The 23,720-nt window shown below is 63.6% G+C and carries 3 protein-coding genes; all 3 read right to left on the reverse strand.

All coding sequences use genetic code 11. From position 1 onward, the window contains the following. On the reverse strand, window positions 1-841 hold an 841-nt coding region (locus tag D8V06_RS29990; RefSeq protein WP_130932393.1), incomplete at its 3' end, for an alpha/beta hydrolase. Window positions 842-972: 131 nt separating this feature from the next. Next, on the reverse strand, window positions 973-12,735 hold the full coding sequence (locus D8V06_RS29995; RefSeq protein WP_130932394.1) for a non-ribosomal peptide synthetase: 11,763 nt from the start codon (window positions 12,733-12,735) through the stop codon (window positions 973-975). After that, window positions 12,735-23,720, reverse strand: coding sequence for a non-ribosomal peptide synthetase (locus D8V06_RS30000; RefSeq protein WP_130932395.1), 10,986 nt, complete (start codon window positions 23,718-23,720; stop codon window positions 12,735-12,737). The genes D8V06_RS29995 and D8V06_RS30000 overlap by 1 nt, the downstream gene beginning before the upstream one ends.

Raw genomic sequence — 23,720 nt, forward strand, 5'->3', positions numbered from 1 at the left:
CATCATTTCCCGCCGCCCGCAAACGCTCGGCATAGGCCAGCCCTTCGTCATGCAGCGGATCATGCCCGGCCAGGTACACCAGCGCCGGGGCCACGCCCGACAAGTCTTCAGCCAACAACGGCGAGCAGCGCCAATCCGCCAGGTCTGCCGGAGTGCGGCCGTAGTGGGCGTAGAACCAGTCCAGGGTCGGGGTTTCCAGCAGGTAACCTTCGGCAAAGTCGCGATGCGAAGCGCGGTGAGTGGTGGCGTCGGTGACCGGATACACCAGCAACTGCGCCTTGGGCTTCAACGCCAGTTCTGCGGGGTCGCGCAGGGCAATCAACGACAACACCGTGGCCAGGGTCGCACCGACGCTGTCGCCGGCCAGTGCCACCCGTGATGCATCCAGGCCACGCGCCGCACCTTCGCGAACCAGCCAGTTGCCGGCATCGCAGGCGTCCTGCACCGGGGTTGGAAAACGCCATTCCGGCGCCAACCGGTAATCCACCGTCAACACGGCAAAACCACCCTGCGCCGCCAGCCGACGGCACAACGCATCGTGGGAATCGAGGCTGCCGACCACATATCCGCCGCCGTGGAAATACAACATCACCGGTTGCAGGCCATCGGCCGCTTGCCCGTCGCGATACAGGCGAGCCGCGAGGCTGTAACCATCCCGCGCGGCGATGCTGAAGTTTTCGCAAGCAATGTGCGCCAGCGGCACATCGAGAAAGCCCGAGGACGCTTCGAAGTCGATCCGCGCCTGTTGCGGCGTCTGTTCGTGCATCGGACGACTTTTACCGGTCAGACGGCCGAACTCGGCGAGTTCGAGGAATGCTTCAAGTTCTGGCAGTACGGCCATGGGACGAATCCTTTTACACAATGAAGGGAACCTGTGGCGAGGGAGCTTGCTCCCGCTGGGCTGCGAAGCGGCCCCAAGCATGGGCCTGCTGCGCAGTCCAGCGGGAGCAAGCTCCCTCGCCACTAACGTTTTCAAGCAATAGCTGTCCGGCGCTCCAACAGTTGCTCAAGCTCATTGAGCAACACATCACCACGCAACAACTCGTAATGCCCGCCCGCCAACAAGCGATCCACGCCGTGATGACCGACTTGCGCTTCGAACACCCGGCGCTCGTCATCACGCCCGGCCACCCACCAGCGATGCGCCGCCACCTGCACCGATGGCAATCGTCGTTGCGCCAGCGCCAGATGTTTGAGCGATGAGCCGGTGGCGAAGATCTGCGTCAGCTCGCTCGCGCCCAACGCCGCGTTTTCGTTGGCACCGTGCATTGCCGCTTCAATCACCGCTGCGGCGCCTTCCCGTTCACTCAGGCCAGCGGCTTTCAAATCAATCAATGCTTCTGCGTCTTCAGACGGTTGACCGAGGACGAACTTCAGGAAGTCCGCCAAATCTTCGCGCCAGTCCCCCGCTTCCGCGGTGCCCGCCACGTAGCTGTCGACCAGTCCGGCAAACGCCACTGTTTGCCCTTGGTCTTCCAGTTCCCGAGCGACCAGTTGCGTCAACGCGCCCCCCAACGACCAGCCCAACAGGTAATACGGACCGTGCGGCTGTTGTGCACGAAGCCGTTGGGCGTAGGCCTGGGCCATCGCCAGCAGCGATTCGTCCTGCCAGTGCGGATCAAGCAACATGCGGCATTGCAGGCCATACACCGTGCGCCGACCTTCCAGACGCCGGGCCAGCGGTTCGTAGTCGAACACCGTGCCGAAACCAGCGTGCAGGCAGAACAGCGCCGGCACATTGGCGACCCGGCTATTGAGCGCCAACAACGGGTCCGGTGCTTTCGCGGGCTCGGCTGCCTGATAGCCACTGAGCTCGGCGATGCACGGTTTCTGCATCAAGTCGCGCAGTTTCAACTCAAAGCCCAGCTGCGGCTGGCTGCGCACCCGTGAGATGACTTTGAGCACCTGCAACGAGTCGCCACCGAGTTCGAAGAAGTTGTCGTCGATGCCCACTTGCGGCACGCCGAGTACGTCTTGCCAGATCGCGGTCAACGCCTGTTCCAGCGCATTGCGCGGCGCGCGATAGCCGCCCAGCGCCCATTCCGGCTCGGGCAGTGCGCGGCGGTCGAGCTTGCCGTTGGCCGACAGCGGGAAACGCTCCAGCACGAGGATTCGCGCCGGCACCATGTAGTCCGGCATTTGCGCTTGCAGCTCGGCTTTCAAGCGACGGTCCAGCCCGACCGCAGCGCCAGCCACCACATACCCGACCAACTGCTTGCCGGTCGGCGTGTCGTGCACCACCACGGCGGCATCCTGCACGCCCACGCAATCGCGCAAGCGCGCTTCGATTTCGCCCGGTTCGATGCGGAAACCACGAATCTTCACTTGCTGGTCGAGTCGGCCGAGGTAGTCGATCAAGCCGCATTCACGCTGGCGCACCAGGTCACCGGTGCGGTACATGCGGCCACCGGCCTCGAACGGATCGGGTATGAAACGCTCGGCGCTCATCCCCGGCCGCTGGTGATAACCCCGCGCCAGGCATTCGCCGCCCAGGTACAACTCACCACTGACACCCACCGGCAACGGATTGAGATCGGCATCGAGTATGTACAAGCCGCGCCCCGCGACGCCACGCCCAATCGGCGCATAGGCGGCATCGCAACGCTCGCTGGCCTCGGCACGCCACAGCAGCGGCGTGACCACGGTTTCAGTCGGACCGTAACCGTTGACCAGACGCTTCGGCCGCAAGGCACGCTTGACCTGTTCGAAACTCGCGTCCGGCACCGCATCGCCACCAAAGCAATACACCTCGACCGCCGGGGGATTGCCCAGACGCTCGGCCACTTCGGCCATCTGTTGCAGGTACGCAGGCGGGAAGCAGGCGACGGTGACGCTGTGCCGATGCAACACTTCCAGGGTTTGCTCCGGCGTCCACACGTTGTCCTCGCGGATCACCAGGCTGCCACCGGCCAGCATTACGCTCAGCCAACGCTCCTGAGCCCCGTCGAAGGCGAACGACATGAAGTGCAATTCACGGCTGCGGGTTGCCAGTTCGTAAAGATCGATGATGCCGCGGCAATGCCGGGCAATCGGCCCCCGCGACACGGCCACGCCTTTGGGTTGGCCGGTAGACCCCGAGGTGTAGATCAGGTACGCCAGGTGGCCGGGCAGCGGCTCGACAACCGGGCACTCGCTGCTGCCGGCAACGTTCAGTTGATCGAGCAACAAACGCGGCGGGCTGTCGGCCAACGTCAGGCGTTCACCGATGTCGCTGTCGCAAATCAACAGGCTCGCCGCTGAATCGCTGAGCATGTACGCCAGCCGTTCGGCCGGGTACGCGAGGTCCAGCGGCAGATACGCAGCGCCCGCCTTGAGCACCGCGAGGAACGCGACAAGGGTCCGTTCGGAACGCGGCAGCGCCACGGCCACCAGGTTTTCCGCGCCGATGCCGCGTGCGATCAGTTGCTGAGCCAGACCGTTGGCCTGTGCATCAAGATCGGCATAGCTGAGCTCCCGGTCCTCGCAGAACAAAGCAATTTTCTGCGGCTGATGACGGACATGCTGATTGAACGCGTGCAATAGATCAGTGTTGTCGGCAGACGCTTGCGGCAGACTCAAACGCGCTTCGGGCAAGCCGATGTTGCCGAGCAGGCAGTCGGCATCCTCAGGCAATGCACGCAGCAAGCCTTCCAGTTGGGCACGAATGCGCTCGACTTCCTGTTCGCTGAAGCGATCACGCAGGTACAGGTATTCGACTTCCAGGCCTTCCTCGTTGGCGCTGACCATCAAGTCCATCGGGAAGTTGGTGACGCCGCCGCTGCCGACTTCGGCGAAGCGCAACTCGCCTTCCTCGCCACCGCGCAAGGCACGGTCCACCGGATGGTTTTCAAAGACGATGATGCTGTCGAACAGCCCCTGGCCACCCTGCCCGGCCCAGCGCTGGACGTCGGACAACGGCGTGTGTTCGTAGTCGCGCACCGCCAGGTTGTAATCCTGCAGCTCACGCAGCCACTCACCGAGCGGCTGTTGCGGGTCGAGGGTCTGGATCACCGGCAAGGTGTTGATGAACAGGCCGAGCATGTCCTGGGCACCGGGCAAAGCGGTTGGACGCCCCGCCACCGTGGCGCCGAATGCCACGCTGCGCTGGCCGCTATGGCGCTGCAACAGCAACAGCCAGGCGCCTTGCACCAGGGTGTTGAGGGTCACGCGCTGGCGCTTGGCGAAGCTGTGCAACTTGCGCGTCGCCTCGGCATTGAGGTCGCTGTACATCACGCCATGGCCGCAACCGCTGGCACCGGAGGCCTTGGCCAGAATGGTCGGTGCTTCCAGCAAGGCCAGACGCTCACGCCAGAAAGCTTCGGCCTGGGCATCATCCTGGCGTTGCAGCCAGGCAATGTAGTCGGCGTAGCGACCGGTCAGCGCCGGCAGGCTGTCGTGGTGGTACAGGCGCAGCATTTCGCCGAGCAGGCGCGAAGCACTCCAGCCGTCCAGCAGCAGGTGATGGTAGATCCAGATCATCTGGTAACGCGCTTCACCGAGGCGAACCAGAATGAAGCGCATCAGCGGTGGGCAGCTCAGGTCGAAGCCCTTGGCCTGCTCGGAAGCCGCCAGCTCATTCAACGCCTGTTCGGTGTCGCTGCGTTCGCGCCAGTCAAGTTCCTGGATCGGCAACTCGACCTCGGCGAACACCGCTTGCAGCGGATCGGCCAGCCCATCGCGCCAGCGGAACGCCGCGCGCAGCACTTCGTGGCGCTCGACCAGCGCTTGCCACGCCGCACGGAAGCGCGGCACCTGCAAGCCGTCGACCGCCACGCTCAACTGGTTGACGTAGGGGTTGAGCTCCGGCGAATCGAGGCAATGGAACAGCATGCCCTGCTGCATCGGTGACAGTGGATACAGGTCTTGCACCCCTGTACGAGCCGCTGCATCAATCTGCGGAACAAGGGCAAACGCCTCGACGGTCGGCGTTTGGACCAACGTAGCTTCACGACGGGTCGCCACGGCGGCGAGTGCACGGATGGTCTGTTGCTCAAACAACTGCTTCGGACTGAACACCAGCCCGCGCTGCCCGGCACGGCTCACCGCTTGCAGGGAAATGATCGAGTCACCACCCAGTTCGAAGAAATTCTCGGTGACGCCCAGCGAATCCAGGCCCAGCAGCGCCTGCCAGATTTCTACCAGCAGCGCCTCGGCGGGCGATGCCGCTGCCACTTGATCAAGGCTCTGGCGCGAGGCTTGCGGCGCTGGTAATCCCTGACGATCGAGTTTGCCGTTCGGCGTCAGCGGCAGTGCCGCCAGGCACATCAGCTGCGCCGGCAACATGTGCGCCGGCAAGCGACTGCGCAGGTGCGCCGTCAGTGCGTCACGCAAATCCTGTTCGTCGGTCAGCGGATCACGCGGCACCACGTAACCGACCAACTGACGGCTGGTCGGGCCATCGCGGTCGATGACCAAGGCTTCACGCACGCCTTCGTGTTCCATCAGGCAGGCTTCGATTTCGCCGAGTTCGATACGGAACCCGCGAATCTTCACCTGCTGGTCGATGCGACCGAGGTATTCCACCACCCCGTCTGCGCGGAATCGTGCGAGGTCGCCGCTGCGATACAGACGCGCGCCCGGCACGAAAGGATCCGGCACGAAACGTTCGGCGGTCAGGTCCGGGCGCTGGTGATACCCCCGCGCCACGCCCTCGCCGCCCAGGTACAACTCGCCCGCCACGCCCACCGGCAGCGGCTGCAAGCCACCGTCCAGAATATAGGCACTGCGGTTGCCAACGGGCCGGCCGATCGGCATGAACGCCGAGTCGAATTCGGTATCCGGATAGGCTAGCCAGATCAGTGGGGTAATCACCGTTTCGGTCGGGCCGTAGCCGTTGATCAGTCGTTTGGGTTGCAGCACTTGCTGGACTTCATCGAAGGCATGCTTGGCCATGCCTTCACCGCACGGCGTGTAAGAGCGGATCGGCAAATCGCGCCCGGCTTCGCCCATGTAGTCAGCGATCTGCGCCAGGTAGCTCGGGGTGAAGCAGGCGATGGTGATGCGGTGTTTTTCGATCTCGGCGCAGGTGCGCTCCACGCTCCACAACTCGTCGTCGCGCGGCATCACCGCCGAACCGAACACCAGCGGGGTCAGCCAGCGTTCGTGGGCACCGTCGAAGCTGATCGAGGCAAATTGCAACTCGCGGTCGTCCGGGGTCATGCCGTACAACTCGCCGATGGACAGGCAATGCATGGCCAGCGGACCGTGGGCCACGCTCACACCTTTCGGCCGCCCGGTGGAACCCGAGGTGTAGATCAGGTAGGCGAGGTTTTCACCGCAAGTCAGGTTGACCGGGTTGCTGTCGGCCATGGACTCCAGCGGCTCGCGGTCGATTTCCACTACCGCCAGGCCTTCGGGCAATGGCAGTTTTTCCCGCAGCCAGGATTGGCTGATCAGCAGCGAGATCCCACTGTCATCCATCAGGTAGCGCAGGCGTTCCGCCGGATACGCCGGGTCGAGCGGCACATATGCGCCGCCCGCCTTGAGGATCGCCAGCAGACCGACGATCATTTCCGGCGAACGCTGCATCGCCAGGCCGACCCGCACTTCGGGACCAATACCGCGCCCGCGCAAATGGTGGGCCAAGCGGTTGGCGCGGCGGTTGAGCTCGTCGAAGCTCAGTTGCACATCGTTGAAAATCAGCGCCGTGGCATCAGGCCGGGCAACGGCCTGGGCCTCGATCAACTGATGCACGCACAGCGGGTTTTGCGCGACCTTGAACGGCGGGTTCCATTCCAGCAATTGCTGGGTGCGTTCGGGTGCGGTCAGCAGGTCCAGTTCACTCAACGCTGCCTGAGGCGTGGCAACCATTGCCGCCAACAACGCGGCCAGGTGCTCGCTCATGCGCACAATCGCCGTGCTGCTGAAGTGGCTGCATTGGTAACTCCAATGCAGGCTCAGCTGACTTTCGGCGGTGGCCGCCAGGGTCAGCGGGAAATTGGTGCGTTCGTGGTTGTGCGGGATCGAGAAGCTCAAACCGGCCGGCGCGCCCTGTTGCAAGGCCTCGGCCACCGGGAAGTTTTCGAACACCAGCAGGCTGTCGAACAGCGGCTCACCGGCACGCCCGGCCCAGCGCTGGATGTCACCGAGGGCGGTGAATTCGTGCTCGCGCAGTTCGAGGTTCTGCGCCTGCAAGCGGTTCAGCCATTGCTCGACACTTTCCACCGCGTCGGGGCTGCTGATCACAGGCAAGGTGTTGATAAACAACCCGAGCTGGCTTTCGGCCCCCGGCAAGTCCACCGGACGCCCGGCCACAGTGGCGCCGAACGCCACGCTGCGTTGCCCGCTATAGCGTTGCAACAACAGCGCCCACGCGCCTTGCACCAAGGTGTTGAGGGTGACTTTCTGTTGGCGGGCAAAGTCGCTGAAACGTTGGCTGGTGGCGACATCGAAGGTCTGCCGATGGTCGGCAAACTCCGCTGGCGACGGCTGTTTGTTATCGCCATGCGCAAGGCTCTGAGACAACAGCGTCGGGTTGTCCAGGGTCGCCAATTGCCCGCGCCAGAAGGCCTCGTCCGCCTCGGCATCCTGACGTTGCAGCCAGCCGATGTAGTCGGCGAATCGTCCGATTGGCACGGGCACTTCCTGTCCGGCGTAACGCTGCAACACTTCACTCAGCAACAACGAATTGCTCCAGCCGTCGAGCAACAAGTGATGGTGGGTGTAGATCAGCTGCTGACGCTCGTCATCCAGGCGCACCAGCGTCAAACGCATCAACGGCGCTTGAGTTGAATCCAGTTGCAGGCGTTCGCTGTCGATCAGTTGCGCCAGTGCTTCGGCCTGATCGTCTCGATCACGCCAGTCAAGGCAGGTCATCGGCAACTCAAGATGACGATGGACCACCTGCACTGGCGCTTCGAAACCCTGTGGGAAGTGAAAGCTGCTGCGCAGGATCGCGTGACTGTCGAGCACCGCTTGCCACGCCCGGCCCAATCGTTGCGCATCAAGGCCGCGTACCTCGACGCTGAGCTGGTTGACATAGGCGCCGGACGCCGACTCAAAGAGGCTGTGGAACAGTAAACCGGCCTGCATCGGCGACAGCGGATACACATCTTCGATATGCCCCGGCGGCACCGGCAACCCATCAAGTTGCGCTTGGCTCAGCCGCGCCAGCGGGAAGTCCGCCGGGGTCACGCCGCCCGCACCGTCGCTCAGGCAATGGTCGATCAGCGCCAACAGCTCAGCACGGAAATCGATCGCCAGAGCTTCAATGTCGCGCAGGTCGAAGCATTCTCGGCTGAAGGTCCAATCGAGTTTCAATTCGCCGCCGTAGACTTGACCGTCCACGGACAGCCAGTTCGGCAACGGCGCATCCGCCGATTGCGCGGCACCGCTGGACTCCTTGGCTGGGGAGAACAAGGCGTCCTCGGCAAAGCTCTGGTCGAACTGGCCGAGATAGTTGAACGTCACCCGCGCCTGGGGCAGCGCGACCAATGCCGATTGCGCCGCAGCATCGCCCATGTAGCGCAGCAGGCCGTAGCCCAGGCCTTTGCCTGGAACTTCGCGCAGTTGCTGTTTGATCGCCTTGATCGAAGCGCCGAGCTCGGCGGTCGGCGTCAGGCGCACCGGGAACAGGCTGGAGAACCAGCCAACGGTGCGGGTCAGATCGATATCGTCGAACAGTTCTTCGCGGCCATGGCCTTCGAGCTGGATCAGCGCCGATGCGTGGCCGGTCCAACGGCTGAGGGTGCGGGCCAGTGCGGTGAGCAGCAGGTCGTTGACTTGGGTGCGGTAGGCCGTCGGTGCCTGTTGCAGCAATTGGCGAGTCTGATCGCGGTCCAGGCCGATGCTCACGCCCTGGCGCAGATGCCCGGCCTGACTCGCTTGCGGGTTGGCTGCCGGCAGCGAATCGCTGGCCCCGGCCAGTTGCGCCTGCCACCAGTGCAGTTCGGCGGCGGCGGTTTCAGAGCGTGCGTAAGCGTCGAGCTTGTCGGCCCAGGCCTGGAACGCGCTGGTTTTTGGCGGCAATGCTTCACCTTGATAGGCGGCCTGCAAATCTTCCAGCAACACCCGCCACGAAACCCCGTCCACCGCCAGGTGATGGATCACCAGCAGCAACCGTTGCGATCCGTCGGCCTGGGCGATCAGCGCCACTCGCAGCAGCGGCCCGTCCTGCAGGCTGAGGCTGCGCTGGGCTTCGTCGCACACTGACTCCAGCGAGGCATCGCTGGCGACGCGGGCGGTCCAGAGCATGTCGATGACGTCGGCACTGTCGGCGCCGACATAGCGCGCCGACCATTGGCCGTCGACCTGGCTGAAACGCAAGCGCAAGGCATCGTGTTGCTTGAGCACACGTTGCAGGGCGCCTTGCAGGCGCGGCAACTCAAGGGTTTCACGCGGCGTCAGTAACACCGCCTGGTTCCAGTGTGCGCGGTGCGGAATCGGCTCTTCGAAGAACCAGCGCTGGATCGGTGTGAGTGTTTGTACGCCGTCCACCGGCCCCTGTTGTGCCAGCGGCGCGGCTTGCTCCTTGACCACGGCGGCCAAGGCTTGCAGGGTTTGCTGCTGGAACAGGTCGCGCGGTTGCAGGCTCAGGCCGGCGCCGCGAGCACGGCTGACCACCTGGATCGAGATGATCGAGTCGCCGCCCAGCTCAAAGAAGTTGTCCTGACGCCCGACCTGTTCAACGCCCAGCACGTCCTGCCAGATCTGCGCCAGCACCTGCTCATGGGCACTGCGCGGTGCTTCGAATGCGCGCTGGCTGACCTGCGCGGTCGGCGCCGGCAGGCGTTTGCGGTCCAGCTTGCCGTTGGGGCTCAGGGGCATTTGCTCGATCAGCACCGTCTGTGCCGGCACCATGTAATCCGGCAGGCTGCCGAGCAAATGGCTTTTCAGGCTTTCACGCCACACGCCCTGCCGTTCGGCATCGGCGTCGACCAAGGTACGTTCCTGCGGCACGATGTAGGCCACCAGTTGCTTGCCGCTCGGGCCGTCGAGGGCCAGCACCACGGCTTCCTGCACACTGGCATGTTCTTGCAGGCGCGCTTCGATTTCCCCCAGTTCAATGCGCAAGCCACGGATCTTCACTTGATGGTCGATGCGTCCGCAGTAGTCGATGGCGCCGTCGGCGCGGTAACGCGCCAGGTCGCCGGTGCGGTACAAACGCTCGCCGCTGCCGAACGGGTCGACCACAAAACGCTCGGCGGTCAGCGCGCCGCGACGGTGGTAACCGCGGGCCAGACCGACACCGCCGAGGTACAACTCGCCCACCGAACCCAGCGGCAACGGTTGCAATTCGCTGTCGAGGATACAGGTGCGCAGGTTGGCGATCGGGCGGCCGATCGGCACGCTGTCGCGGCCCTCTTCGACGCAGGTCCAGTGAGTCACGTCGATGGCCGCTTCGGTCGGGCCATACAGGTTGTACAGGTTGGCTCGGGGCAGGCTGCGCAGGGTCTGGCGTTGCAGCTCCATCGGCAGCGCTTCACCACTGCAAATGATCCGGGTCAGCGAGGTGCAGGCCAGCGCTTCATCAGCGCCAATGAACGCCGAGAGCATCGACGGCACGAAGTGCAGCGTGGTGATCGACTGCTCTACGATCAATGCAGCAAGGCGTTGCGGGTCGCGATGTTCACCCGGCGCGGCGATCACCAGCGTGGCGCCTTTCATCAGCGGCCAGAAAAACTCCCACACCGACACGTCGAAACTGAACGGGGTCTTTTGCAGCACGCGGTCCGACGGTTGCAGGTTGTAGGCCTGCTGCATCCATTCGATGCGGTTGTGCAGCGCCACATGACGGTTGCCCGCGCCCTTGGGCTTACCGGTGGAACCGGAGGTGTAGATCATGTAGGCAAGGTTTTCCGCCACGGCAATGTTTGGCAGATCGCTGCCCGGCAGATCGCTCAGCCAATCGGCGTCGGCATGCAGGCACAGGGTGCGCACGGTGTCCGGGGTCGGCAATTGACCCAGCAAATGCGCCTGGGTCAGCAACAGCGAAATACCGCTGTCTTCGATCATGTAGCTCAGGCGATCGCGCGGATACTCCGGGTCCAACGGCACATAGGCGCCACCGGCCTTGAGAATCGCCAACAGGCCGACGACCATTTCCAGCGAGCGCTCGCAGGCGATCCCGACGATCACTTCCGGGCCGACACCTCGCCCGCGCAAGTGATGGGCCAGGCGGTTGGCGCGCAGATTCAGCTGTGCATAACTCAGGTCCTGGCCCTGGAACACCAGCGCCGTCGCTTGAGGATTTTCAAGCACCCGCGCTTCGAAGTGCCGTTGCACACAGACTTCGCCCGGATAGTCCTGAGCGGTGTCGTTGAGTTCATCGAGGATACGCAGGCGCTCGTCGGCATCCAGCAGTGGCAATGCGGCCAGCGGGGTTTGCGGGTTTGCCAGCACGCCGGCCAGCAAGTTGCGCCAATGCCGGGCCAGTGTTTCGATGCGCTCGGCGTCGAACAGGTCGGTGGCGTAGGTCAGGCTGGCGAACAGTTGGTCACCCTGTTCCTGGGTGTCGAGTTGCAGATCGAATTGCGTGGTCTGCGCCGTGGCGTTCAACGCCTCGACCCGCAGCCCCGCCAGCAAACCGCTGACCGCTGCCGGCCGGGCTTGCTGGTGGTTGAACATCACCTGGAACAGCGGGCTGTGGCTGAGGCTGCGCTCGCCTTGCAGCGCCTGCACCAGACGCTCGAACGGCAAGTCCTGGTAATCCTGGGCATCCAGCGAAGTAACGCGGGTCTGCTCCAGTAACTGGCTGAACGGCAGGCGTCCGGCGAGTTCGGCGCGCATCACTTGGGTGTTAACGAAGAAACCGATCAGGCCACGGGTTTCGCTGCGATTACGGTTACCGATCGGCACACCGATGCGCAGGTCGGCTTGGCCGCTGTAGCGATAGAGCAAGGCCTGGAAACTGGCCAGCAACAGCATGAACGGCGTCACGCCGCGTTGTTTGGCCAGGGTCAGCAGACCGCTGGCCAAGTCCGCGTCGAGGGCGAAGTCCAGTCGCGCACCAAGCTGGCTCGGCTGGGCCGGGCGCGGGCGATCGGTCGGTAGTTCCAGCAGCGGCTGTTCGCTGCCGAGTTTTTCACGCCACCAGTTCAGTTGCCGTTCCAGCTCCCCCGCTTCCATCCAGCGCCGTTGCCACGCGGCGTAATCCGAATACTGGATCGGCAACCCTTGCAGTTCTGCGTCCAGCCCTTGGCAATGGGCGGCATACAGTCGGGAAAACTCTTCGACCAAGACCCCCATCGACCAGCCATCGGTGACGATGTGGTGCAAGGTCAGCACCAGCACATGATCCTCGGCATCCAGTTGCAGCAGGCTGACACGCAACAACGGTCCGAGCTGCAAATCGAATGGGCGGGCGATCTCCTGCTCGACTTTTTTCATTGCACATTCGAAGCGTTGCGCCGCAGGTTCATCGCGCAAATCGTGCTGCTCGATGGCCAATGAAGTGAACGTCGCCAAGGATTGCAGCACCTGGCCGTCATCCTCGACAAAACGGCTGCGCAGGCTTTGGTGCCGTTCCAGCAACCGGTCAAAACTCTGTTGCAGGGCCTCTACATTCAACGGTCCATGCAGACGCAGGGCCGCGGGAATGTTGTAGGCCGAACCCTGTGGATCGAGCTGCCAGAGGAACCATTGGCGCTGCTGCGCGTAGGACAGTTCAAAGTGCGCTGGCGGCTCGACGGCGGCTGGAATCGGCAGTTGACCGAAGCTCACACCCTGCTCTTGCATCTTGCTCAAAAACTCGCGGCGCTTGTCGGCAGGCAGGCCGGCGAAGCGGGTGGCGATACGCATGGCGGTGCTGTGTTCCATCAGTTGATCTCCATCTCGTCGAGAAGCGACTCAAGCGCATCCAGACGTGCATCGTTGTCAGTCGGGGCTTGTTGCGAGGCCATGGCGGCGTAAGCCTGAAGGTCGTGGCTTTCGAACAGCGCGCGCAACGGCAGCTCGATGCCCAATTCCAGTTCCACGCGGGCATTGGCCTGGGCGGCGAGCAGCGAGTGCCCGCCCAATTCAAAGAAGTTGTCGCGCCGCCCGATCTGCGCCACGCCCAGCACGTCGGCCCAGATCGCCGCCAGTTGCTGTTCGAGTTGGCCCTCTGGGGCTTCGAACGGTCGCTGCCAGTCTTCGGCAAACGGCAGCGGCAAAGCCTTGCGGTCGAGCTTGCCGTTGCTGGTCAGCGGCAAGTCATCGAGCAGCAGCCAGTGGCTTGGCACCATGTAGTCCGGCAGGTCGACCTTGAGCGCGGCGCGCAGGTTGTCACGCCAGGCAATCGGGTCATGCGGGGTTTGCTCGGCGACGACATAGGCGCAGAGCTGCGGCCCGGCGTCAGCGGTGTACACGCTCAACACCGCCTGGCGAACGCCGGGTTGCGCCAGCAGCGCGGCTTCGATCTCGCCCAGTTCGATGCGGAAACCGCGGATCTTCACTTGCTGGTCGATGCGCCCGAGGTAATCGATGCTGCCGTCGGCACGTTGGCGCGCCAGGTCGCCACTGCGATAGAGCCGTTGCGAAGCGTCGAACGGGCTCGGTACAAAGCGTTCGGCGGTGAGGCCGAAACGTCCGTGATAACCCCGCGCCAGACCGGCGCCAGCGATGTACAGCTCGCCTGCCACCCCCACCGGCACCGGTTGTAACTGGCTGTCGAGCAAGTACCAGCGCAGGTCGCGGATCGGCAGGCCGATCGGGCTCTGCGCCTTGCCGTCGAGGTCGGCCCGGCGAATGGCGCGGTAGGTCACGTGCACCGTGGTTTCGGTGATGCCATACATGTTCACCAGCGTTGGCTGTTGATCGCCGAAGCGTTCGAACCACGGGCGCAAGCTCGCCACTTCCAGTGCTTCACCGCCGAAGATCACCTGACGCAGCGCCAGACCGCGTGCGCTGGCGCAGGCAATCGGCAGCAACTGGCGGAACGCGGTCGGGGTCTGGTTCAACACCGTCACCCCTTGATCGCAGAGCAAGCGGTGGAATGCCTGCGGCTCACGGCTGATGTAGTACGGCACGATGATCAGGCGCCCGCCGGTGCACAGCGAACCGAACAGCTCCCACACAGAGAAATCGAACGCGTAGGAATGGAACAAGGTCCACACATCGTCCGGACCGAAGTTGAACTGTTCGGCGGTGGCCGTCAGCAAGCGCCCGACGTTGCCGTGGCTGAGCAAAGCGCCTTTCGGGCGACCGGTGGAACCGGAGGTGTAGATCACGTAGGCAAGATTGTCCGCCGTCGCCAGCGGCGCCAGGTTGTCGGCGCTGTAAGCGTCCAGTTGCATCGCGCCCAGGTCGAGCACCTGCACGCCATCACGTGCCGGCAAACCGTCGATCAAGTGAGACTGGGTCAACAGCAGCGCAATGCCGCTGTCGTCGATCATGTAGCTCAAGCGCTCGGCGGGGTATTGCGGATCGAGCGGCACATAGGCGCCACCGGCCTTGAGAATCGCCAGCAGACCGACCACCAGCGGCAGCGCCCGCTCGGTGGAGATGCCCACGCGCACTTCCGGCCCGACACCCTGGTGGCGCAGCTTGCGCGCCAGGCGGTTGGCCTGGGCGTTGAGCGCGGCGTAGGTCAGGTGTTCGCCCTCAAAGACCAGCGCCACCGCGTCCGGCCGTTGCGCGGCTTGCGCTTCGAACAACTGATGCAAGGTCGGCGATGGCGCTTGCAGCTGGAACGCCGGATTCCAGTGCTCGATCAAAGTGTCGTACTGCGAGGCTTGCAACAACGGCAGTTCGGCGACGCGCTGCTGCGGATCGGCCACCACCGCGCGCAGCAGGTTCAGCCATTGTTCGGCAAAACGCTGCATCGAGGCTTCGTCATACAGATCGCTGGCATAGGTCAGGCTGGCGTCCAGTGTGTCGCCTTGTTCCTGGGTATCGAGCACCAGATCGAATTGTGCGGTGTGCTGTTGCCAGTGCAAGCGCTCGACCTGCAAACCGCCGACCACCCGCTCGACGCTCGCGCCCATATGCTGCTGGTGGTTGTAGAGCACCTGAAACAATGGGCTGTGATTGAGGCTGCGGTCAGGCTGCATGGCATCGACCAATTGCTCGAACGGCAAGTCCTGATGAGCCTGCGCCATCAGTGCCGTTTGTTTGACCTGTTGCAACAAGACGCTGAACGGCTGTTGCCCGTCAATGTCGGCACGCAGCACCTGGGTGTTGATGAAGAAGCCAATCAGGCCTTCGGTTTCGATCCGCGAACGACCGGCGCTCGGCACGCCGACGCTGATGCCCGACTGCCCGCTGTGGCGGTGCAGCAAGGTCTGCAAGCTCGCCAGCAGCAGCATGAACAAGGTCACTTGCTGCTCTTGCGCCTGCTCACGCAAACCGGCCAGCAGTTGCCGATCGACGTTGAGCATCAGGCTGGCACCACGCCCGCTGCGACGGGCCGGACGGCTCAGTTCGCTCGGCAGTTCCAGCGGTGCCTGGCTGCCGTCCAGTTGCTCGCGCCACCACGCCAGTTGCCGAGCGCCCTCGCCCGCTTCCAGCCAGTCGCGCTGCCAGCGGGCATAGTCGCTGTAAGCCACCGGCAAGCTGTTGAGGTCAGGCGCGCAACCCTCGATGGCGGCCTGATACAAAGCACTGAATTCATCGACCATCACCTGCATCGACCAGCCGTCGGCGGCGATGTGGTGCACGGTCAGCACCAGTACATGCTCTTCGGCGCTGACTTGCAGCAGCAACGCTCGCCACAGCGGACCGGTGCGCAGGTCGAACGGCTGGGCAATTTCTTCGGCCAGCGCATCGCTGAGCGCCGACTCAACAACTGGTCGCTCGCTCAACTGCAACGCCAGCTCGGCGTGCACCAACGGGCGGGCGTGCTGACCGTCCTGTTCGAAGGTCGTGCGCAGGGTTTCGTGACGGGCCTGCAAGTGCAGGAAGGCTGCACGTAGTGCGTCGCGGTTCAACGGCCCTTTCAGGCGCAGTGCGGCCGGGATGTTGTAGGCACTGCTGTGCGGGTCCAGTTGCCAGAGAATCCACTGGCGCTGCTGGGCGTAGGACAGAACTCGCGGCTGATCGGCCGCCGCAGGTTGCAGTGGCGGCTGAGCGCTGATTTCGGCAAGCGCCGCACGCTCGGCAAACTCCGAGAGACTCGCAGCGGAAAACAGGCTGCTCACCGACAGTTCGATGTTCAGTTGCTGACGCACCCGCGAAATCACTTGCAGTACCCGCAACGAGTGGCCACCCAACTCGAAGAAGTTGTCGTCGCGGCCCACTTGTTCCACTTGCAGCACATGCTGCCAGATCTGCGCCAGCTGCGATTCCAGCCCTTCCAGCGGTGCGACGAAGGCCCGTTGTGCAGCACTGGCTTCAACCCTTGGCAAGGCCTTGCGGTCGAGTTTGCCGTTGTTGTTGAGTGGCAGCTTGTCGAGCAGGAGCAAATGGCTCGGCACCATGTATTCCGGCAGCGACTGGCGCAGAACCGACCTGAGCGCTTGCAGGTATTGTGTCTCGGACGTAACCGCGCCACTGGCGACGATGTACGCCACCAGTTGCGTACCGTCCTGGGCGATGACCGCCGCTTCACGTACCTCGTCCCGAGCTTGCAGGCAGGCTTCGATCTCGCCCATCTCGATGCGCAACCCGCGAATTTTCACCTGATGGTCGATGCGCCCGACGTACTCCAGATCGCCCTGGGCGTTATAGCGCGCCAGGTCACCGCTGCGGTACAGCCGCGCCCCCGGTTCACGGGCAAACGGGTCGGGCAGAAAGCGTTCGGCGGTCAGCGCCGGGCGGTCGAAATAACTTTGCGTCAGGCAGGCCGGAGCTCCGATGCACAACTCGCCGACGCCATCGGCGGGCAGCAGTTGACCCGCCGAATCCAATACATACAGCGCACGACCGGGGATTGCACGACCAATCGGGATACCGAACGCATCGCTGGCATCTTGCAGTTGGCAATCGTGCACGCTGGAGACCACGGTCGCTTCAGTCGGACCGTAGGTATTGAGCAAACGCACAGGGCTCAGACCAGCCTGATGCCACAGGCGTAAACCCTCCACCGACATGGCTTCGCCGCCGACGTGCACCTGACGCAGATCGCCGAGGTTGCGCACCACGCCACTGGCGCATTCGCGGGCCAGCAGGAACCAGTAGGCCGCAGGCAAATCGGCCACGGTGACGCCTTGGGCGACGATTTGCGCGGCCAGCCGGCCGGCGTCCCACAAGTCGTCACCGCGCATGATCAACGCCGCGCCGACGCACAGCGCCGGGTAGCACTGCTCGACGAAACCGTCGAAGCTGAAGGTGGCGAATTGCAGCACGCGGTCGGCGGCCGACAACCGCGAATAATCGGCGGCGGTCTGGCAAAACTCGCGCAGCGCACCGTGGGCAATCGCCACGCCTTTGGGCCGGCCGGTGGAACCGGAGGTGTAGATGATGTAGGCCAGATCCTCGGCAACGACATGGCTTGGTGGATCGTTGGCCGGGTAGCCTGCGGTTTCATCAAGGCTCAACAGGCGCAGATGCACTGGCAGCGGCAAATCGTCCAGCAGGCCGGGTTCGCACAGCAGCACCTCAAGGCGGCTGTCTTCGATCATGTAGCCCAGGCGTTCGGCCGGGTATTTCGGGTCCAGTGGCACATAGGCCGCGCCGCTTTTCAGTACCGCGAGCAAACTGGCAATCAACTGTGGACCGCGCCGCAAGGCCAGGCCGATACGTTTGCCGGGGCCGGCGCCGTTGTCGATCAGACGATGAGCCAGGCGGTTGGCCTGGGCATTGAGTTCGCCGTAGCTCAGGCTTTGGCCATCGACCTGCAATGCCAGCGCATCCGGAGCGGCAGCAGCTTGCGCGGCAATCCGCTCGTGCGCCAAAAGCCCTGTGGATAACTCGACCATTGCCGGTTGACTGATGGCGAGCAACGCGTGCTTGCCTGCGATATCGAGCAGTTCCAGCTCTCCCAGTGCCATTTCCGGCGCTGCCACGAATTGCCTCAGCAGGTGCTGCAGATTGGCTGCGAGCTGCGCCACCTGAGCGGCACTGAAACGCGCCGCGTCATAGCTGAAATCGACACTCAACGCTTCGCCCAGCTCGACGCCGAGGGTCAGCGGATAGTGGGTGCGTTCATGGTTATGCAGGTTGCCGAACGACAACCCGGCCGGCGCCCCCTGCTTCAGGGCTTCGGCGACGGGGAAGTTTTCGAACACCAGCAGGCTGTCGAACAATGTCGAACCCTGTTGCCCCGCCCAGCCTTGAATGTCGTACAGCGGCACATGCTCGAACTCGCGCATCGCCAGGTTCAGGCCTTGCAGTTCACCCAACCACTGGCTGACGCTCTGGTCGGGCTTCATCGAGCACACCAGCGGCAGCGTGTTGATGAACAGCCCCAGTTGCTCTTCGATGCCCGGCAGCGGTGCCGAACGCCCGGCCACCGTGGCACCGAACACCACGCAATCCTGACCGGTGTAGCGTTGCAGCAACAGGCTCCATGCCGCTTGCAACACGGTGTTGAGGGTGACTTTTTGCTGGCGGGCAAACTCGCCCAGGCGCTGGGTGGCGCGGCTGTCGAGGGTCACGCGAAGGTCCTCGCTGCCCTCGACGCCGACGGGTGGGCGCAGGGCTTCGGCCAGCATCGTCGGTGTGTGCAGCGGTGCCAGCGCAGCTTTCCAGAACTGCTCGCCAGCGTCGGCCGCTTGCTGTTGCAACCAGCCGAGGTAATCGCGGTACTGCCCCGTCGGCGCCGGCAGCGATTGCCCGCCTGCGTAAAACTCGATCACTTCGGCAAGCAACTGCGCGTTGCTCCAGCCATCCATCAGGATGTGATGGCTGGTGTAGATCAGATGCCAGGCGTCGGTGCCGGCACGCACCAGTTTCAAGCGCAATAGCGGTGCGCTGCCCAGTTCGAAACCTCGCGCCCGTTCGGCATCGGCCAGTGCGTCGGTGTCGGTCGCTTCAAGCACCTCGAGCGGCAGCGTCACCTGTCGGGCAATCGCCTGATGCGCGACGTCGAGCCCCTGCCAATGGAAGCTGCTGCGTAGAATGTCGTGACGCTCGACCGCGGCCTGCCAGGCGCGGCTGAAACGCTCGACGTCCAGGCCACCGATGTCCAAACGCAACTGACTGATGTAGGCGCCGACCTGCGGCTCATGCAAGGTGTGGAACAACATGCCTTGTTGCATCGGCGACAGCGGATACAAGTCTTCCAGCGTCGAGACGCAGAGCGGCAATCCATCGAGTTGCGCCTGATCGATCTGCGCCAACGGGAAGTCCGACGGCGTGGCTTGCGGCACTTCAAGCGCGCAGCAATGATCGATCAGTGCGTTGAGCTCCAGCGTGTACTCGTCAGCCAGACGCTGGATGGTCGCGGTGTCGAACATCTCGCGGCTGAAACCCCAGCTCAGGGACAACTCGCCGCCGTAGACCTGGCCTTCAACCACCAGCCAGTTGCCGAGCGGCGCCGATGGGTCTTGCGCCACACCGTTACCTTCAGTGGACGGCGTGAACAATGCGCCCTCATCGAACTGACGGTCGAACTGCCCGAGATAGTTGAAGGTGATGCGCGGTTGCGGCAACCCCGCCAGTGCATCGCGTACCGGCTTCGAGCCGAGATAACGCAGCGCGCCGTAGCCCAGGCCTTTGTCCGGCACGCTGCGCAATTGCTCCTTGATGGTTTTGATCGACGCGCCGAGATCGGCGCAGGGTTTCAGGTTGACCGGGAACAGGCTGGTGAACCAGCCAACAGTGCGGGTCAGGTCGATCTCATCGAACAGGTCTTCGCGGCCATGACCTTCGAGCTGAATCAACGTGCTGCCCTGCCCGCTCCAGCGGCAAACGGCACGGGCCAGTGCGGTCAGCAACAGGTCGTTGACCTGGGTGCGGTAAGCCGCCGGCGCCTGTTGCAGCAGCTTGCGGGTTTGTTCGACGTCGAGTTTGAGTTGGAGCTTTTGCTCGTAGCGGTTTTCCAGCGCAGCGTTCGGGCGCTCGCAGGGCAGGTCGTTCGGCGCATCTTGCAGTTGGCTCTGCCAGTGACCAAGGTTGCGTTCGAAGGCCGGCAGATGCGCCTGCAAACTTGCGACCCAACGCTGATAGCTGCTGGTTTTCGCCTGCGCGGTACCGCCGTTGTAGAAGTGCTGCAAATCTTCCAGCAGCACGCGCCAGGAAACACCGTCCACCGCCAAGTGGTGGATAACCAACAGCAAACGTTCTGAGCCATCGGCCATTGCAACCAGCATTGCCCGCAGCAACGGTCCGTTGTGCAGGTCGAGGCTGCGCTGGGCTTCATCGCACAAGGCGTTGAGCTGACCGACCGATTGCGCCTGGCGCTGCCACAGCACCGACTGCGTGGTCGGCGCGGCGTAGGTTTGCAGCCAGGCGTCTTCTGCCTGTGCATAACGCAGGCGCAAGCTGTCGTGTTGAGTCAGCAATTGCTCCAGAGCACGCTCCAGCACTTCGACATTCAATGCCACCCGCGGTACCAGCAGCAGCGACTGGTTCCAGTGCTGACGCTCGGGGATCTCTTGTTCGAAAAACCATTGCTGCACCGGGGCCAGTGCCACTTCGCCAACCGCCGGAGCTTGATCGATCTGCGATAGCCCGCCAGTGCGTGCCGCTTGAGCGAGGCTGCGGATGGTCTGGTGCTGGAACAAGTCCTTGGGGCTGAGCATGATCCCGGCCTGCCGCGCACGGCTGACCACTTGCATCGAAACGATGGAGTCGCCGCCCAGCTCGAAAAAGTTGTCTTCCACGCCCACGCTGTCGAGAGCCAGCACGTCTTGCCAAATGGCCGCTAGGGATTTTTCCGGTTCACTATGAGGTGCAACGTGTTCGCGTTGTTGCGTAACGCCATCAATCGCCGGCAACGCCTTGCGGTCGAGTTTGCCGTTAGGGGTCAGCGGCAGATGTTCGAGGAACAGCAGGAACGCCGGGACCATGTAGTCCGGCAAATGCTGACGCAGCGCCGCTTTCAATGTCTCGCGCAGGATCGCTTGCGCATCGGCATCGACTATCAGTGCCAAGTCACTCGGCACGATGTACGCCACCAACTGCTGACCGCTGACACCGTCCTGAGCCAACACCGCCAGCTCTCTCACGGCGTCCTGTTGCAACAGCCGCGCTTCGATTTCCCCCAGTTCGATGCGGAAACCACGGACCTTGACCTGATGGTCGATGCGGCCCACGTATTGCAGAGTACCGTCGGCCTGATAACGGGTCAGGTCGCCGGTGCGGTACAGGCGTTCGCCAGTGCTGGAAAACGGGTTGGGTACGTACTTTTCAGCGGTCATGCCGGGCCGTGCGAGGTAGCCGCGCGTGATCCCGGCACCGCTCAGGTACAGCTCGGCAGACACGCCTTGCGGCACTGGTTGCAGGTCGGCATCGAGCAGATAGCTGGCGGTGTGCTTGAGCGGGCGGCCGATGTTGGCGCGGCCAGCGGCCTCGCGGCGGGTCCAGGTCGAATAAGTGGTGTCTTCCGACGGGCCGTACAGGTCGTAGACATGCTCGACGCTCGCTTGCCGGTACAACGCCTCCACCAGGCTTTGCTTGAGCGGCTCACCGGCCAGGTTGATGATGCGCACGCTCGGCGGGATCTGCCCGTCGCGTTGCAACGCATTGATCGCCGAAGGCACGGTGTTGATCAACCGCACCTGATCCCGGGCCGGCAGTTGCGGCAGCTCCAGGGCATTGCGGGCGATGATCAGCGAACCGCCGTTGGCCAGGGTGACGAACAACTCCCACACCGACAGATCGAAGCACACCGAGGTCGAGGCCAGCACACCTTGAATGTCGACGCGGCTGTACACCGATTGTGACCAGTCGATCAGCGCCAGCACGTTACGGTGGGCGATAGCCACGCCCTTGGGCTTGCCGGTGGAGCCGGAGGTGTAGATCACGTAGGCCAGGTTGTCCGGCGTGACACGGGTGATCGGGGCATCGCTCGGGTAATCAGCCAGGCCTGTCGCCATGCCATCGAGCATCAGCAATTGGGTTGCGGCCTGCACGTTCAGGGTCTTGGCCACGTCCTGTTCGGTCAACAGCAGCAGCGCGCGGCTGTCTTCCAGCATGTAGGCGACACGCTCGGCCGGGTAATCCGGGTCGAGCGGTACGTAGGCACCGCCAGCCTTGAGTACCGCGAGCAAGGCCACCAGCAGCTGTTCGGAGCGCTGCATTGCCACGCCGACGCGGATTTCCGGGCCGACGCCCAGTTCGATCAGTTTGTGTGCCAGGCGATTGGCTTGCTGGTCGAGTTCGCTGTAGGTCAGGTGTTTGTCCGCAAAGGTCACGGCCAATGCGTCAGGGCTTTCGGACACTTGCTTGCCGATCATCTGATGAATGCACAAATCTTCGGCGAAGCGTTCATCGGCGCGGTTCCAGTCGTGCACGATGCGCTGGTATTCGGCCTGTTCCAGCATCGGCAAATCACTGATGCGTTGCTGTGAATCGCCGGCCATGCCTTGCAGCAAGCGCGTCCAGTGCTGCGCCATGCGTGCGATGGTCGTGGCGTCAAACAGGTCGTTGGCGTAGGTCAATGCGGCGTGCAGCTTTCCCGCCTTTTCATAGGTATCGAGGGTCAGGTCGAACTGGGTGGTGCGCCCTTGCCACTCGATCATGCCCAGCGCCAAACCGGAGGCGGTAGTGACGCTGCTGATGTCGGCAACCTGCGGCTGGTGGTTGTACATCACCTGGAACAGCGGCGTATGGCTGAGGCTGCGTTCCAGTTTCAAGGCTTCGACCAGTCGCTCGAACGGCAGGTCTTGATGAGCCTGTGCGCCAAGGGCCGTTTCCTTGATGCGATGCAGCAGTTCGTCGACCCGAGTCTGGCCGTCCAGTTGCGTGCGCAGCACCTGGGTGTTGACGAAGAAACCGATCAGGCCTTCGATTTCGCCGCGGTTGCGGTTGGCAATCGGCACACCGACGCGGATGTCGCGCTGGCCTGTGTAGCGGTGCAGGAGCACGTTGAACGCGCCGAGCAGCAGCATGAACAACGTGACGTTGTGCCTCTGTGCAGTGGCGCGCAGTTGCTCGGCGAGGTGCTCGTCGACGGCGAACTCGTAGCGGGTGCCACGATGACTCGGCATTGCCGGGCGCGGATGATCCAGCGGCAGTTCCAGCACCGGGTGTTCGTCGCCCAATTGTGCCTGCCAGTATTCGAGCTGCCGCGCTTGCTCGCCCGCCTCCAGCCAGCGCCGCTGCCACAAGGCGTAGTCGCTGTACTGGATCGGCAATGGCGCCAGTTGCGGTTGCGTACCGGCATCGAAAGCGTCGTAGCAACGGATGAATTCATCGATCAGCACGTTCATCGACCAGCCATCCGAGACGATGTGGTGCAGGGTCAGCAGCAGGACGTGTTCCTGCTCGGCGAGTTTGAGCAAGGTGACACGCAGCAGCGGCCCCGTGTCCAGGTCGAACGGCAATATCGATTGCCGCTCGGCGGCTTGTGCCACGGCTTGCTCGCGCTCATTGGCCGGCAAGCTGCAGAAATCGACGTGCTCGATCACCAGCGGCGCCGTCGCCGGCACTTGCAGCAGGCTGTCGTCGGGCTGCGGTGCAAACACCGTTCGCAGGGTTTCGTGACGCGCCACCAGGCTGGCGAAGGCCTGCTCCAGCCCCGCCAGATTCAGACGACCGCTCAGGCGCACCGCACCGGGCAAGTTATACGCACCGCTTTGCGGGTCCAGTTGCCAGAGAAACCACATGCGTTGCTGGGCGTACGACAGCGCCTGGCGATCCTCGGCGTCGACGCCGGCAGGAATGGGGAAACGGGCGAAATCAACGCCCTCCTTGTGCAAGGCCGCGAGGAACACCTGGCGCTTTTCCAGGGGCAACCCGATAAACCGGCGAGCAAGTTTCAAGGAGTCTTCAGCATTCAT

It is taken from the genome of Pseudomonas sp. Sample_24 (genome assembly GCF_004307605.1).
In the GTDB taxonomy this organism is placed as follows: Bacteria; Pseudomonadota; Gammaproteobacteria; order Pseudomonadales; family Pseudomonadaceae; genus Aquipseudomonas.

Coding starts and splice junctions, on each gene's coding strand:
- D8V06_RS29995 (WP_130932394.1), bottom strand. CDS start 12,735: ATGGAACACAGCACCGCCATGCGTATCGCCACCCGCTTCGCCGGCCTG.
- D8V06_RS30000 (WP_130932395.1), bottom strand. CDS start 23,720: ATGAATGCTGAAGACTCCTTGAAACTTGCTCGCCGGTTTATCGGGTTG.